The 14,209-nt window shown below is 66.3% G+C and carries 16 protein-coding genes; 15 read left to right on the forward strand and 1 reads right to left on the reverse strand.

From position 1 onward, the window contains the following. Positions 1 to 110: 110 nt before the first annotated feature. The 15 genes from H6900_15875 to H6900_15945 all read left to right on the forward strand — a co-directional run bounded on the left by H6900_15875 (position 111) and on the right by H6900_15945 (position 12,230). Positions 111 to 875: an ATP-binding cassette domain-containing protein gene (locus H6900_15875; protein MCC0074759.1), complete on the forward strand. Its 765-nt coding sequence runs from the start codon at positions 111 to 113 to the stop codon at positions 873 to 875. A 39-nt stretch (positions 876 to 914) separates the two neighbouring features. Beyond that, positions 915 to 1,649, forward strand: a complete 735-nt coding sequence (locus tag H6900_15880; protein ID MCC0074760.1) for a transporter substrate-binding domain-containing protein — start codon at positions 915 to 917, stop codon at positions 1,647 to 1,649. A 59-nt stretch (positions 1,650 to 1,708) separates the two neighbouring features. Next, positions 1,709 to 2,590: an ABC transporter permease subunit gene (locus H6900_15885; protein MCC0074761.1), complete on the forward strand. Its 882-nt coding sequence runs from the start codon at positions 1,709 to 1,711 to the stop codon at positions 2,588 to 2,590. Further along, the gene (locus H6900_15890) at positions 2,587 to 3,426 is read left to right on the forward strand and encodes an amino acid ABC transporter permease (protein MCC0074762.1); all 840 of its coding nucleotides are present in this window, start codon (positions 2,587 to 2,589) and stop codon (positions 3,424 to 3,426) included. The genes H6900_15885 and H6900_15890 overlap by 4 nt, the downstream gene beginning before the upstream one ends. A gap of 3 nt (positions 3,427 to 3,429) precedes the next feature. Next, positions 3,430 to 4,764 (forward strand): glutamine synthetase, encoded by a 1,335-nt coding sequence (locus H6900_15895; GenBank protein MCC0074763.1) that lies wholly within the window; start codon positions 3,430 to 3,432, stop codon positions 4,762 to 4,764. 7 nt (positions 4,765 to 4,771) lie between these two features. After that, positions 4,772 to 5,476: a type 1 glutamine amidotransferase gene (locus H6900_15900; protein ID MCC0074764.1), complete on the forward strand. Its 705-nt coding sequence runs from the start codon at positions 4,772 to 4,774 to the stop codon at positions 5,474 to 5,476. Between the two features lie 7 nt (positions 5,477 to 5,483). Continuing rightward, the gene (locus tag H6900_15905) at positions 5,484 to 6,845 is read left to right on the forward strand and encodes a glutamine synthetase (protein MCC0074765.1); all 1,362 of its coding nucleotides are present in this window, start codon (positions 5,484 to 5,486) and stop codon (positions 6,843 to 6,845) included. A gap of 162 nt (positions 6,846 to 7,007) precedes the next feature. Then, positions 7,008 to 7,628 carry a heme ABC exporter ATP-binding protein CcmA gene (ccmA, locus tag H6900_15910; protein ID MCC0074766.1) on the forward strand — a complete coding sequence of 207 codons (621 nt, stop codon included), beginning with the start codon at positions 7,008 to 7,010 and terminating at the stop codon, positions 7,626 to 7,628. Next, a complete protein-coding gene (gene ccmB, locus H6900_15915) occupies positions 7,625 to 8,281 on the forward strand; it encodes a heme exporter protein CcmB (protein ID MCC0074767.1) in 657 nt (218 codons plus the stop codon). Before ccmA ends, ccmB begins: the two co-directional genes overlap by 4 nt. A gap of 52 nt (positions 8,282 to 8,333) precedes the next feature. Beyond that, entirely contained in the window at positions 8,334 to 9,068 is a 735-nt protein-coding gene (locus H6900_15920; GenBank protein MCC0074768.1) for a heme ABC transporter permease, read from the forward strand. Further along, the gene (gene ccmD, locus H6900_15925) at positions 9,065 to 9,223 is read left to right on the forward strand and encodes a heme exporter protein CcmD (GenBank protein MCC0074769.1); all 159 of its coding nucleotides are present in this window, start codon (positions 9,065 to 9,067) and stop codon (positions 9,221 to 9,223) included. Before H6900_15920 ends, ccmD begins: the two co-directional genes overlap by 4 nt. Continuing rightward, complete coding sequence (locus tag H6900_15930; protein MCC0074770.1) at positions 9,223 to 9,768, forward strand: DsbE family thiol:disulfide interchange protein; 546 nt, start codon at positions 9,223 to 9,225, stop codon at positions 9,766 to 9,768. The genes ccmD and H6900_15930 overlap by 1 nt, the downstream gene beginning before the upstream one ends. Continuing rightward, a complete protein-coding gene (locus tag H6900_15935) occupies positions 9,765 to 10,448 on the forward strand; it encodes a DUF1638 domain-containing protein (GenBank protein MCC0074771.1) in 684 nt (227 codons plus the stop codon). Before H6900_15930 ends, H6900_15935 begins: the two co-directional genes overlap by 4 nt. 73 nt (positions 10,449 to 10,521) lie before the next feature. After that, a complete protein-coding gene (locus tag H6900_15940) occupies positions 10,522 to 11,706 on the forward strand; it encodes an AI-2E family transporter (GenBank protein ID MCC0074772.1) in 1,185 nt (394 codons plus the stop codon). A 47-nt stretch (positions 11,707 to 11,753) separates the two neighbouring features. Continuing rightward, a complete protein-coding gene (locus tag H6900_15945) occupies positions 11,754 to 12,230 on the forward strand; it encodes a transposase (GenBank protein ID MCC0074773.1) in 477 nt (158 codons plus the stop codon). Positions 12,231 to 12,290: 60 nt separating this feature from the next. Here the strand turns inward: H6900_15945 and lepA are convergent, their stop codons facing one another. After that, a complete protein-coding gene (gene lepA / locus H6900_15950; protein ID MCC0074774.1) occupies positions 12,291 to 14,090 on the reverse strand; it encodes an elongation factor 4 in 1,800 nt (599 codons plus the stop codon). Positions 14,091 to 14,209 lie beyond the last annotated feature (119 nt).

Genomic DNA, 14,209 nt, shown 5'->3' on the forward strand with positions numbered 1-14,209 from the left:
AATCCGCCGTTGCATTCGGTGTGAAAATACGTCCTAGTGGCGGAATATGATCAAATCATGACGGAGTCCCCGTGACCGCCGCCCCGCCTGCTCCTTACGCCGACCCGACCGTGCCTGTCATCGAGATCCGCGGCCTGCACAAGGCTTACGGCTCGCTCGAGGTGCTGAAAGGCGTCGATGTGCGTGCGCGGCCCGGGCAGGTCATCTCGTTGATCGGGTCCTCGGGGTCGGGCAAATCCACGCTTCTGCGGTGCTGCAACCTGCTCGAGGACAGCCAGCAGGGCGACATCCTGTTCGAGGGTGAAAGCGTGCGCTGGCGTGGCGAGGGTCTGGGCCGGCACCCCGCGGACCGCGCCCAGGTCGCGCGCATCCGCACCAACCTGTCGATGGTGTTCCAGAACTTCAACCTGTGGTCGCACATGACGGTCCTGCAAAACGTCATGGAAGCCCCGGTCACGGTGCTGCGCCAGGACCGCGCGCGGGTCGAAACCCGCGCCCGGGCGTTGCTGGACAAGGTTGGGATCGGCGACAAATGCGATGTCTACCCGGCGCAGATGTCGGGCGGACAGCAGCAGCGCGCGGCGATCGCCCGCGCGCTCTGCATGGAACCGCGCGCGCTGCTGTTCGACGAACCGACCTCGGCGCTGGACCCCGAGCTCGAGCAAGAGGTCGTGCGCGTCATCAAGGCCCTGGCCGATGAGGGGCGCACGATGCTGATCGTCACCCATGACATGCGGCTGGCGGCGGACGTGTCCGATCACGTCATCTTCCTGCACCAGGGCCTGATCGAGGAGGAGGGTCCTCCCGACACCCTGTTCGGCGCGCCGAAATCGGCGCGGCTGAAGCAATTCCTCAGCGCCACGCAACCGGCCTGAGGCAAAACCTGGACCCAGGTCCAACACGAGGTAAGACTGATGAAGAACCTTGCACTGACCGCCGCCGTTCTGGCGCTGACGGCCTCGGGCGCGCTGGCCCAACAGGTGATCCGCATGGGCACCGAGGGCGCCTACCCGCCCTACAACTATCTGAACGAAAGCAACGAACTGGTCGGGTTCGAAATCGACCTGGGCAATGCGCTCTGCGCGCGGGCGAACCTGACCTGCGAATGGGTCCAGAACGATTGGGATTCGATCATCCCCAACCTGGTCGCGGGCAACTATGACACGATCATGGCCGGCATGAACGCCACCCCTGCCCGGGCCGAGGTGATCGCGTTCAGCGAAGCCTACAAGCTGCCCGACCCGTCGGGCTACATGGCGCTGGCGGGCACCGATCCGGCGGTGATGGAATCGGGCGTGATCGCGGCCCAGTCGAACACCGTGCAGGCCAGCATGGTCGCGGAAACCTCGGCCACGCTGATCGAATTCCCGACCGCCGACGAAACCATCGCCGCGGTGCGCAACGGCACCGCCGACGCGGTGCTGGCCGACCACGACTTCCTGGTCACCTATGTGACGGAATCGAATGGCGAACTCGCGTTCCTGGCGACCGTGCCGACGGCGGGCGACGGCGTGTCGATCGGCCTGCGCCAGTCGGACGAGGCGTTGCGCGCGACCTTCAACGCCGCCATCGAATCGATGAAGGCGGACGGCTCGCTCAATGCCCTGCTGCGCCAGTGGTTCGGCGAGACCGTGCCGGTCTTCGAATGATATGATCGAGGCTGGTCCCGGCCCCGTTGGCGGGCGCCGGGACACGGCCGGTGCACACCATGTTCACGTTCTGCTCGGACCCTTCCACGCTGCCGGACTGGCAATGGATGGCCTGTTATCTGACCACGGGCTCGCACATGGCCCTGTATCGGTCGGTGCTGGTCGTGCTGTTGCTGCTGGCGCTGGCGGCGCCGCTGGCGCTGGGGATGGGGTTCCTGGGCGCGCTGGCGGTTCGGGCGCAAAGCCGGCTGGTGCGGCTGCCGGGCCTGGCCTATGTGTCGATGGTGCGCGGCGTGCCCGACATCATCTTTTTCCTGTTCGTGCCGCTGGCGATCGACCAGGGCGTCGAATATGCCCGCCACCGCCTGCTGTGCCCCGACTGGCCCGATCCGGTGCGCCAGGGCAACGACTTCATCGTCTGCCCGGCGGCCAAGATGCCGCTGGCCACGGACCCGGCCTGGGTGCACGACGTCTGGGGCTTTTCGCTGGCGCTGTTCGCCTTTGCACTGGTCTTTGGCGCCTTTGCCGCGAACACGTTGAACGGGGCGATGGCCGCCGTGCCGCGCGCGCAGCTGGAAACCGGCGAGGCCTATGGCATGACCCGCGCGCAGACCTTTCGCCGCATCCTGCTGCCGCAGATGTGGGTCTATGCCCTGCCCGGGCTGTCGAACCTGTGGATGATCCTGACCAAGGCGACGCCGCTGCTGTTCCTGCTGGGCATCCAGGACGTGGTTTTCTGGGCGCGTGAACTGGGCGGTCAGAAGACCGGGCACTACGCCTATGCGCACCCGGACTGGCGGGTCTGGTATTTCCTGGGCGTGCTGGTGTTCTACCTGGGCCTGACCTGGATCAGCCAGAAGGTGTTCGACCGCCTGATGGCGCGGCTCAACCATGGGCAGGCGACCGCGGGCGGCGAAGCCCTGCGAAAGGCCGCCGCATGAACACCTGCGCGGAAAGTTTCGAAACGCTGATCCTGCGCTCTCTGGGGCGCGAATACGGCGCGCGCCTGCTGCCGTCCGGGCTGGACATCACGGTTTGCGACCAGGTGGCGCTGATCGCCTCGGGGTTGATCTGGAACGTCTATTTCGCGGTGCTCGCGCTGAGTTTCGGCTTCGTGCTGGCCACCGTCGTGGCGCTGGGCAAGGCCAGCCCCAGCGCCTGGCTGAACCGCCCGGCGCGAGGCTTCATCTTCCTGTTCCGCGGCTCGCCGCTGTTCGTGCAGTTCTTCTTTGTCTACGAGGCGCTGGTGCTGCTGCCGCGCGCCGGCGTCACGCTGGGCGAGATCACGGTGCCCACGCAATGGATGACGCGCGCCTGGGCGGGGGCGCTGTTCGTGCTGTTTCTCAACACCTCGGCCTATACGGCCGAGATCTTCCATGGCGCCCTCGCGTCGATCCCCAAGGGCGACAGCGAGGCCGCCGATGCCTATGGCCTGACCGGCTGGCGCAAGTTTCGCCGCATCACCTGGCCGACCATGCTGCGACTGGCATGGCCCAGCTACACCAACGAGGCGATCTTTCTGCTGCACGCCACGACGCTGGTGTTCTTTTCGGCCTTTCCGGCCTGGCAGCAGATGGGCGATGCCCTGTATTACGCGCAATATTTTGCCGCGCAGACCTTCAACCCGTTCATCGCCTACCCGCTGGTCGGGCTCTATTTCGTGCTGATGACGCTGACGGTGATCGGTCTGTTCGGCATCGTCAACCGTCGGCTGAACCGGCATCTTCCCAGGGCGGCGCGGGCCCGGTTCCGGTTCAGACCGCAATACATAAGGTGACCCATGCGTGATTGGCTCCGCCATCACCCGAACGTCCGAACCATCCGTGTCGCCGCTGCCGATCTGAACGGCCAGGCCCGTGGAAAACGCATCCCCTCGCGCTTTGCCGACAAACTGGTGCGCGACGGCACGCGGTTTCCGTTTTCGGTGATGAACCTCGACATCTGGGGCGAGGACATCGAGGACAGCCCCCTGGTCTTTGAATCCGGCGACGCCGACGGCGTTCTGAAACCCACCGAGCGCGGCTTTCTGCCCATGCCCTGGCTCGAGGCGCCGACCGCGCTGCTGCCGATCTGGATGTTCCACGAGGACGGAACGCCCTATGCCGGCGACCCGCGTCACGCGCTGGCCGCCGTCGTCCGGCGTTTTCACGATCGCGGCATGCGCCCGGTCTGCGCGACCGAGCTGGAGTTCTACCTGATCGACGATTCCGGACGCGAATTGCGGGTGCCGCCCTCGCCCCGGTCGGGCAAGCGGCGCCCCGGCGCCGACACGCTGGCGCTGCGGGCGCTCGATGCCTTCGATCGGTTCTTCACCGATCTTTACGACGCCTGCGAGGCGATGGACATCGACGCCGACACGGCGATCTCCGAGGCCGGACCCGGCCAGTTCGAGGTGAACCTGCTGCATTCCGACGATGTGCTGAAGATCGCCGACGACACCTGGCTGTTCAAGATGCTGGTGCGGGGTCTGGCGCGCAAGCACGGTTTCGCCGCCAGTTTCATGGCCAAACCCTACGAGGACTGGCCGGGAAACGGGATGCACATGCATTTCTCGATCACCGACCCCGAGGGGATCAACCTGTTCGACGACGGCTCGCAGATGGGTTCGCCGCTGCTGCATCAGGCGGTCGCCGGATGCCTCAGGGCGATGGCGGGCGCAACGCTGCTGCTGGCGCCCCACGCCAACAGTTATGACCGGCTTGTGCCCGACGCACACGCCCCGACCGGCATCGCCTGGGCCTATGAGAACCGCACCGCCGCGGTGCGCATCCCCTCGGGAAATCGGCGCGCGCGGCGCATCGAACACCGCGTCGCGGGCGGCGACATCAACCCCTATCTGATGATGGCCGGCGTGCTGGGCGCGGCTCTGACCGGGATCGAGGATAGCCTGACCCCGCCGGCGCCGATCACCGGCAACGCCTATGAACTGGACCTTCCGCAAATGCCGACGACGTGGCAAGATGCCGTCGACGCCTTCGAGTCCAGCCCCGAAATGGCCCGCATCTTTGACCCGCAACTGATCGAGAACCTCTTGCGCACCAAGCGGCAAGAGATCCGCTACATGGCCGAGATGACGCCGGACGAAGTGTTGCATCTGTATCTCGATACCGTGTGAGGACCGCATGAAAATCGGCATTCTGCAAACCGGCGAAGCGCACGAGAGCCTGCGCGACCGGCACGGCGACTATCCCGACATGTTCGAAACCCTGCTGGCCGGGCACGGGTTCACCTTTGCCCGTTGGCGGGTGATGGACATGGCGTTTCCCGATTCGGTTCGGGACTGCGACGGGTGGCTCATCACCGGGTCGAAATTCGGCGTCTACGAGGGGCATCCGTTCATCGCCCCGCTGGAACGCTTCATCCGCGACGCCTTTGCCGCCGGCGTGCCGGTCGCGGGGGTCTGTTTCGGTCACCAGATCATGGCCCAGGCCCTGGGTGGCAAGGTCGAGAAATTCTCGGGCGGTTGGTCCACCGGGCCGACCGAATACGATTTCGGCGGCCAGACCCTCAGGCTGAACGCCTGGCATCAGGACCAGGTGACGGCCTTGCCCCCCGGTGCCGAACCCATCGCCACCTCTCCTTTCTGCCGCTACGCGGGGCTGGCCTATGGCGTCAACGGCCTGTCGGTGCAGCCGCATCCCGAATTCGACGACGCCTTTACCGCCGGATTGATCGAAAAGCGCGGCCGCGGTGTCGTGCCCGACGCCCTGCTGGCCGAGGCCGCGGCCCGTCTGGGTCAGCGCCCCCCCGACAGCGGCCCGGTGGCCGACCGGATCGCCCGTTTCTTCCTGGCCGCAAACCAAGCCGCGGCCCAACCCGTGAAATGATACCGCCATGAGCACCTGGACCACCAAGATCCCCGAAGCGGCGCGCGACTTCCTGGCCGGCCGCCGGCTGGACGAGATCGAATGCATCCTGCCCGACATCGCCGGCGTGGCGCGCGGCAAGGCGATGCCGGCCTTCAAGTTCGACAAGCAGACGCATTTCTATCTGCCGACCTCGATCTTCCTGCAAACGATCACGGGCGAATGGGCCGACGCGCCGGGGGGCGCCGATGAATACAAGGAACCGGACATGACCCTGGTTCCCGATTTCTCGACCGCGACCGCCGCGCCCTGGACCGCCGACATCACGTTGCAGATCATCCATGACGCCATGACCCAAACGGGCGAGCCGGTGCCGTCGGCGCCCCGCAACGTGTTGCGCCGGGTGCTGGACCTCTATGCGGCCGAAGGGTGGAAGCCGGTCGTCGCGCCCGAGATGGAGTTCTATTTCGTCGAGCGCAACGTGGACCCCAACCTGCCGATCGTGCCGCCGATGGGCCGCTCGGGACGCAAGGCGGCGGCGAAACAGGCCTATTCGATGTCCGCCGTGGACGAATACGGCAAGGTGATCGACGACATCTACGACTTTGCCGAGGCGATGGGGCTGGAAATCGACGGCATCCTGCAAGAGGGCGGCGCGGGCCAGGTCGAGATCAACCTGGCGCATGGCGACCCGATCGACCTGGCCGATCACATCTTTTTCTTCAAGCGCATGATCCGCGAGGCGGCGCTGCGCCACGATTGTTTCGCCACCTTCATGGCCAAACCGATCGAGGGCGAACCGGGTTCGGCGATGCATATCCACCACTCGGTGGTGGACCTGAAGACCGGCAAGAACATCTTTTCCGCCGCCGATGGCACGGAAACGCCCGCGTTCCTGCATTTCATCGCCGGGATGCAGAACCACTTGCCCGCCGCGGTCGCGCTGCTGGCGCCCTATGTGAACAGCTACCGCCGCTATGTCCCGGACTTCGCCGCGCCGATCAATCTGGAATGGGGGCGCGACAACCGCACGACGGGACTGAGGGTGCCGATCTCGGGGCCCGAGGCACGGCGCGTCGAGAACCGGCTGGCCGGCATGGATTGCAACCCCTACCTGGGCATCGCCGCATCCCTGGCCTGTGGCTATCTGGGCCTCAAGGAAAAGCGCGAGCCCCGCGCGGAATGCCGCATCAACGCCTATATGGGCGAGGACGAACTGCCCCTGACGCTGGGCGACGCGATCGACCTCCTGGTTGCGGATCAGGCGATGCGCGAGGTTCTGGGGCCGGATTTCGTGGCGCTCTATGCCTCGGTCAAGCGGCATGAATACAAGGAGTTCCAGCAGGTCATCAGCCCCTGGGAACGCGAGCACCTGCTGATGAACGTGTGAGCGAGGCGGCGGGGGCTGCCGCCCCCGCACCCCCGCCTCAGGGGGAAGCACGGCTCCCCCCTGAGAACCCCCCGTGCCCGCCCCCGGCGCACCTTGGGGCAAGATGAAGCACGGCGTGGCTTTTCTTTGCAGGGGACGGGGAAACCGGCTAGGACGGGCGCCATGGAATTGCGTGTCACCGACCTGACCTGTGCCCGCGGGGGCGTGCCCCTGATCGCGGGTTTGAGTTTCGCCGTGCAGAGCGGCGAGGCGCTGGTTCTGCGTGGCCCGAACGGGTCCGGAAAAACGACGCTTCTGCGCACCCTGGCGGGGTTGCAACCGGCGCTGGCGGGTGCCGTTTCGTGCCCGCCCGAGCAGATGGCCTATGCCGCGCATGCGGACGGGTTGAAATCCACGCTGACCGTGGCCGAGAACCTGCGCTTCTGGGCCGCGATCCATGGCACGCGCGGCGTGGACGCAGCGATGGCGGCGATGAACCTGACCGACCTGGCGGACCGCCAGTCACAGAACCTGTCCGCGGGCCAGAAGCGCCGTCTGGGCCTGGCACGGCTGCTGGTCACGGGCCGCTGGCTTTGGGTTCTGGACGAACCGACGGTGTCGCTGGACACGGCGTCGGTCGCGCTGTTCGGCGCCGTGGTGCGGGCCCATCTGGCCAAAGGCGGCGCGGCGGTTCTGGCGACTCATATCGACCTGGGCCTGCCCGAAGCGCGGATTCTGGACCTGGCGCCCTACAAGGCCGCGCTGCCGGCGATTCCGTCCGGTTTCGACGAGGCCTTCCTGTGATCGCGCTGTTGGTGCGGGATTTGCGCCTGTCGATGCGCGCGGGCGGCGGCTTTGGCCTGGGGCTGGGGTTCTTCCTGATCCTGGTGGTGCTGGTGCCGCTGGGCGTGGGCCCGGACCCGGCGGTGCTGGGCCTGATCGCCCCCGGCATCCTGTGGGTGGGCGCACTGTTGGCCAGCCTGCTGTCGCTGGACCGGCTTTTTGCGCTGGATCACGAGGACGGCTCGCTGGACCTGCTGGCGACTTCGCCCATTCCGCTTGAGGCGGTGGTCGCGATCAAGGCGCTGGCGCACTGGATCACCACCGGAGTGCCCCTGGCGCTGGCCGCGCCGGTGCTGGCGATCCTGCTCAATCTGGGGGGGCCGGCCTATGGCACGCTGGTGTTGTCGCTGGCGCTGGGCACGCCCGCGCTCAGCATGATCGGGGCGTTCGGCGCGGCGCTGACCGTGGGGTTGAAGCGCGGCGGACTGTTGCTGTCGCTGCTGGTGCTGCCGCTCTATGTGCCGAGCCTGGTGTTCGGGGCGCAGGCTGTCACGCGCGCCGCGCAGGACCTGGACCCCGCGACGCCGCTTCTGCTGCTGGCGGGGATCACCGCGGGCTCGATCGGCCTGCTACCCTTCGCCGCAGCCTTCGCCTTGCGCATCAATCTGCGCTAGGTTCACGCCGCTGTGTTTTGAGACCCAACCGAGGACAGAATAGGACCGCTGCATGGCATCGCTCTGGGAATACGCCAATCCGGTGAAATTCATGAAGCTCTCGGGCTGGCTCTTGCCCGTGAGCGCGCTGTTGGCCGCCGGGTTGATCGTCACCGGGCTGGTCTGGGGCTTTTTCCTGACGCCGGATGATTACCGCCAGGGCGCGACGGTGAAGATCATCTTCCTGCATGTCCCGTCGGCGCTGATGGCGATCAACGCCTGGGTCATGATGCTGATCGCCTCGCTGATCTGGCTGATCCGGCGCCACCACGTCAGCGCGCTGGCAGCCAAGGCCGCCGGGCCGATCGGCGCGACGATGACGCTGATTGCGCTGATTACCGGCGCGCTCTGGGGTCAGCCGATGTGGGGCACCTGGTGGGCCTGGGACCCGCGGCTTACCTCGTTCCTGATCCTGTTCCTGTTCTACATCGGCTATATCGCGCTGTGGTCGGCGATCGAGGATGCCGACACCGCCGCCGACCTGACCGCCGTGCTGTGCCTGGTGGGCAGCGTGTTCGCCGTTCTGTCGCGCTATGCGGCGCTGTTCTGGAACCAGGGCTTGCACCAGGGGGCGTCGCTGTCGGTCGCGCCGGGCACCCGCATGGACTGGAGCTACAAGGCCCCCCTTTATCTGAGCATGACGGGCTTTGGCCTGTTGTTTCTGGCGCTGGTGCTGGCCGGCACGCGGACGGAAATCCGCGCGCGGCGGGCCAGGGCGCTGATCTCGCGTGAAAGAGCCGCCGCATGATGCCCGACCTTGGCGCCTATGCCACCGAAGTGTTGCTGGCCTATGCCGTGTCGCTGGGCCTGCTGATTGCCCTGATCCTGTGGGTCTGGGCCCGCGCCCGCCGCGTGCGCAAGGATCTGGCGGCGCTGGAAACCCGAATGAACCGGAAAGCCTGATGCCAAAGATCAATCCCCTGCTGGTCCTTCCGCCCGTGCTGCTGGCCGGGTTCGTCGCCTTTGTCGCCGTCGGAAATTTCCGCGAGGACCCGACGGCCATGCCCTCGGCCCGCGCCGGTCACCAGGCCCCCGTGGTCGCGCTGGAACCGATGGGCGAGCGGACGCTGTTCACCGATGCCATGCTGCGCACGGGCGAGGTCACGCTGGTGAACTTCTGGGCCTCGTGGTGCCCGCCCTGCCGGGCCGAGCATCCGCTGGTCACCGAACTGGCGGAAAGCGGCGTGACGATCCTGGGCGTGAATTATCGCGACACGCCCGAACGCGCCGACGCCTATCTCGAGGACCTGGGCAACCCCTATGCCGCGATCGGCGCGGACCCCCGCGCGCGGATGGGCCTGGATTGGGGCGTGGTCGGCCTGCCCGAGACCTTTGTGGTGGACGGTGCGGGCAACATCGTGATGCGCTTTGCCGGGCCGCTGACCGAGGCCGTGATCGCCAACCAGATCCGCCCGGCCATCGAACGCGCGCAAGGCGGCGGGTCATGAGCAACCCCTCGGATGCACGGCTGACGACCCAGGGGATGGAGGCGCGCGGCACCGGCAAGGTTCTGGCGCTGGCCTGCGGCGCGCTGGCGCACGAGATCCTGGCCCTGAAGGCCGCGAATGGCTGGACGCATCTGGACCTTCACTGCCTGCCCGCCAACCTGCACCTGTGGCCCGACCGCATCCCCGACGCCGTGGAACAGGCGGTGGACCGGTTCCGCGACGCCTACGAAAGCATCTTTGTCGTCTATGCCGATTGCGGCACCGGCGGGCTGCTGCAAGCGCGCTGTGCGGCGCTGGGTGTCGAAATGATCGAAGGCCCGCATTGCTACGCCTTCTTTTCCGGCAACGCCGAATTCGCAGCCCGCGCCGAGGACGAGATCACCGCTTTCTACCTGACCGACTTTCTGGTGCGCCAGTTCGATGCCTTTGTCTGGAAGCCCATGGGCTTCGACCGCCACCCCGAGTTGATCCAGATGATGTTCGGCAACTACGAGACGCTGATCTATCTGGCGCAACTGGACGACCCCGCGCTGGACGCCAAGGCCCGCCACCACGCGCAACGACTGGGCCTGACCTATGAGCGGCGGCTCACGGGTTACGGGGATCTCGCGCAAGCGTTGGCGCAGGCCGTGACGCCCAGCGTGAGGGGCGGGGGGACGGGCGGGGTGACGGGCGCGTGATGGCGCCGGATGGGCGGTTGTCTCGGCGCCGGGCAGCGCCTAGTCTGAGATCACCCCTTGCCCGATGGCGCCCATGACCCCGCACGAACTCGACCACGCCGCCCCTGCCGACGCCCTCGCAGACAGCCCCGCAGACGCCCACGCGCAGCGCCAGTCCCTGGTCGAACGCTACCGGCTGCAAACCTGGTTTCTGGGCATCATCGCCTTTTCGATGATCCTGTTCCTGCTGGTCCAGGCGCGGTTCATCCTGATCTCGCTGGTGATCGCAATCATCCTGTTTTCCCTGACGGCGGACGCGATCAGCGCGTTTTCCCGGCTCAGGATCGGGTCGTGGAAGATCACCAACTGGCTGGCCTCGGTCGCGGCCTTCACCGCCATCGCCGTGTCGCTGCTGGCACTGTCGGCGCTGGTCATCAGCCAGGTCAACACCGTGGTGACCACGACGGTCGCCTATACCGACCAGGCGATCACCGCCATCGCCCGCCTCGCCGCCTGGTTCTCGCCCGAGGCCGAGGCCATGGTCGCAACCTCGATCCGCTCGATCGAGGTTTCGACCTATATCAGCACGCTCGCGGGACAGGCCTCGAATCTGCTCAGCGCAACGACGCTGGTGATCCTGTTCGTCGGCTTTCTCTTCGCCGAGCGGCTGTGGTTCGACACCAAGCTGGAAAACCTGTTGCATGACAAAGCCAAGGCGGCGCGAGTCGGCCGGATCATCCATTCCATCGTGCGGCGGGTGAATCACTACCTGCTGGTCAAGACCGGAATCAGCGCGGCGACGGCGGTCGCGGTCTACGTGCTGATGGAATCCTTCAGCCTGGATTTCGCCGGGCCGATGGCGGTGTTGACCTTCGTGCTGAACTACATCCCGTCGGTCGGGTCGATCATCGCGACGATCCTGCTGGGCCTGGTCGCGCTGATCCAGGTGAACGAACCGGCGACGGCGCTTGTGGTTTTCGTCATCGCGGGGATGATCCAGTTCGTGCTGGGCTCGGTCCTGGACCCGATGCTGATGGGCAAGGCGCTGCGGGTCTCGTCCTTCGGCATCATCGTCTCGCTCAGCTTCTGGGGGGCGGTCTGGGGCATCCCGGGGATGTTCCTGGCCGTGCCGATCATGGTCGCGACGATGATCGTCTGCTCGCATATCCCGGCGGCGCGGCCGGTGGCGGTGCTGCTCTCGCGCGAGGGCCTGCCCGAGATCGAAGAGGCCGGAACCCCGCCCGAGGTCCAGACCGCCCGCACCGCGGCGGCCGAGTAGCGGGTATCGTTTACCCAGCCTTAACCCTTTCCTGCTGGGATCGGGGGATGTCGACCTATCATCGCCCCCGACGGCCTGGTGCCACCGTGTTCTTCACCCTCGCTCTCGACCAGCGCGGCAGCCGGCTGCTGCTGGAAGAAATCGAACGGCTCCGATGGGCCGTCGCCCTCACGCTGCGCGACCGGCCGGTGCGCATCGACGCCATGGTGGTGCTGCCCGACCACCTGCACGCGCTCTGGACCCTGCCCGACGGCGACAGCGATTACGCAACCCGCTGGCGCCTGATCAAAAGCCGGTTCTCGCGCGGCTTGCCAAAGGGGGCTATGCGCGACAGCCACCGGCGGCGCCAGGAGCGCGGCCTCTGGCAGCGCCGTTTCTGGGAGCATCATATCCGGTCGGACGCGGATTTTCAGGCGCGCCGGGCCTTTTGCTGGACCGCGCCGGTGGTGCTGGGACTGGCCGAACGTCCCGAGGACTGGCCCTTCTCGTCAATCCACCGGGACCGCGCCAGCCGTGCCGCGTAGGGTGCGTGCTGGCACGCACCCCGGGGCGCGAACGGTGCGTGCCAGCACGCACCCTACGCCTTACGAATCCATCTTCAACGCCGAGATGAAGGCCGTCTGCGGGATCTCGACCTTGCCGAACTGGCGCATCTTCTTCTTGCCCGCCTTCTGCTTTTCCAGCAGCTTCTTCTTGCGCGTCACGTCGCCGCCGTAGCATTTCGCCGTCACGTCCTTGCGCAGCGCCGACAGGGTCTCGCGTGCGATCACCTTGCCGCCGATGGCTGCCTGGATCGGGATCATGAACATGTGCCGCGGGATCAATTCCTTCAGCTTCTCGCACATGCCGCGCCCGCGGGCTTCGGCCCGGTCGCGATGCACCATCATCGACAGCGCGTCCACCGGTTCCCCATTCACCAGGATCGTCATCTTCACCAGATTGTCCTCGCGGTATCCGGTGATCTGGTAGTCGAAACTGGCATAGCCTTTCGTGACCGATTTGAGCCGATCGTAAAAATCGAACACCACTTCGTTCAGGGGCAGATCGTATTCCACCATCGCCCGGTTTCCCGCATAGGTCAGGTTCAGCTGGATGCCGCGCCGATCCTGGCACAGCTTCAGGACATCGCCCAGATACTCGTCCGGAACCATGATCGTGGCCTTGATGCGCGGCTCCTCCAGGTGATCGACATGCGTCAGGTCGGGCATGTCGGCCGGGTTGTGCAACTCGGTCATGGTGCCGTCGCGCATATAGATCTTGTAGACCACCGACGGCGCCGTGGTGATCAGATCGAGATCGTATTCGCGTTCCAACCGGTCGCGCACCACCTCGAGGTGCAGCAGCCCCAGGAACCCGCAGCGAAAGCCGAAACCCAGCGCCGCCGAGGTTTCCATCTCGTAGCTGAAACTCGCATCGTTCAGCGCCAGCTTCTCGATCGCGTCGCGCAGGGCCTCGAAATCATTGGCATCGACCGGAAACAGACCGCAGAACACCACCGGTTGCGCCGGCTTGAACCCCGGCAGGGGCTTGTCCGTGCCCTTCTTCTCATGCGTGATCGTGTCGCCCACGCGGGTATCGCGCACCTGCTTGATCGAGGCCGTCAGCACCCCGATCTCTCCCGGCCCCAGCTCGGCGATATCGACCATGCGCGGCTTCAGCACCGCCAGCTTGTCGATGCCGTAGATCGCGCCGGTCTGCATCATCTTGATCCGCTCGCCCTTGCGGATCACCCCGTCCATCACGCGGATCATGACCACGACGCCCAGATAGGGGTCATACCAGCTGTCCACCAGCATCGCCTTCAGCGGCGCGTTGCGGTCGCCCTTGGGCGCGGGCAGGCGCGTGACGATGGCTTCCAGAACTTCGGGGATACCCAGCCCCGACTTGGCCGAGATCAGAACCGCGTCGTGGGCGTCCAGACCGATCACGTCCTCGATCTGCTCCTTCACGCGCTCGGGCTCGGCGGCGGGCAGGTCGATCTTGTTCAGCACCGGCACGATCTCGTGCCCGGCGTCGATCGCCTGATAGACGTTGGCCAGCGTCTGCGCCTCGACACCCTGCGAGGCATCGACCACCAGCAGCGACCCCTCGACCGCGCGCATCGAGCGGCTGACCTCATAGGCGAAATCGACGTGCCCGGGCGTGTCGATCAGGTTCAGGATATAGGTCTTGCCGTCCTTGGCCGGATACTCGATCCGCACGGTGTTGGCCTTGATCGTGATGCCGCGCTCGCGCTCGATATCCATCGAGTCGAGGATCTGCTCCTTCATGTCGCGTTGCGCCACGGTGCCGGTCAGCTGGATGAGCCGGTCGGCAAGTGTGGATTTGCCGTGGTCGATATGCGCCACGATCGAGAAGTTGCGGATTCTGTCGAGCTCGGTCATGGCCGGCATATGAGCAGGTTTCGGCCAACCGTCAATGCCCCTTCACGGCCTGCGCCACGGCGGTGAAGGGGGATTTTCAAGGGGGGCCTGCCCCCCTTGAAGCGGGGGGTCCGGGGGGC

The sequence above is a fragment of the Rhodobacter sp. genome (assembly GCA_020637515.1).
In the GTDB taxonomy this organism is placed as follows: domain Bacteria; phylum Pseudomonadota; class Alphaproteobacteria; order Rhodobacterales; family Rhodobacteraceae; genus Pararhodobacter.

What these genes read in the sequence shown, in the direction of transcription:
- lepA (MCC0074774.1), bottom strand. Translation starts at nt 14,090, where the DNA reads ATGACCGAGCTCGACAGAATCCGCAACTTCTCGATCGTGGCGCATATC.
- H6900_15935 (MCC0074771.1), top strand. Translation starts at nt 9,765, where the DNA reads ATGAGCAACCCCTCGGATGCACGGCTGACGACCCAGGGGATGGAGGCG.
- H6900_15940 (MCC0074772.1), top strand. Translation starts at nt 10,522, where the DNA reads ATGACCCCGCACGAACTCGACCACGCCGCCCCTGCCGACGCCCTCGCA.
- H6900_15930 (MCC0074770.1), top strand. Translation starts at nt 9,223, where the DNA reads ATGCCAAAGATCAATCCCCTGCTGGTCCTTCCGCCCGTGCTGCTGGCC.
- ccmD (MCC0074769.1), top strand. Translation starts at nt 9,065, where the DNA reads ATGATGCCCGACCTTGGCGCCTATGCCACCGAAGTGTTGCTGGCCTAT.
- H6900_15890 (MCC0074762.1), top strand. Translation starts at nt 2,587, where the DNA reads ATGAACACCTGCGCGGAAAGTTTCGAAACGCTGATCCTGCGCTCTCTG.
- H6900_15895 (MCC0074763.1), top strand. Translation starts at nt 3,430, where the DNA reads ATGCGTGATTGGCTCCGCCATCACCCGAACGTCCGAACCATCCGTGTC.
- H6900_15920 (MCC0074768.1), top strand. Translation starts at nt 8,334, where the DNA reads ATGGCATCGCTCTGGGAATACGCCAATCCGGTGAAATTCATGAAGCTC.
- H6900_15945 (MCC0074773.1), top strand. Translation starts at nt 11,754, where the DNA reads ATGTCGACCTATCATCGCCCCCGACGGCCTGGTGCCACCGTGTTCTTC.
- H6900_15900 (MCC0074764.1), top strand. Translation starts at nt 4,772, where the DNA reads ATGAAAATCGGCATTCTGCAAACCGGCGAAGCGCACGAGAGCCTGCGC.
- H6900_15880 (MCC0074760.1), top strand. Translation starts at nt 915, where the DNA reads ATGAAGAACCTTGCACTGACCGCCGCCGTTCTGGCGCTGACGGCCTCG.
- ccmA (MCC0074766.1), top strand. Translation starts at nt 7,008, where the DNA reads ATGGAATTGCGTGTCACCGACCTGACCTGTGCCCGCGGGGGCGTGCCC.
- H6900_15905 (MCC0074765.1), top strand. Translation starts at nt 5,484, where the DNA reads ATGAGCACCTGGACCACCAAGATCCCCGAAGCGGCGCGCGACTTCCTG.
- H6900_15885 (MCC0074761.1), top strand. Translation starts at nt 1,709, where the DNA reads ATGTTCACGTTCTGCTCGGACCCTTCCACGCTGCCGGACTGGCAATGG.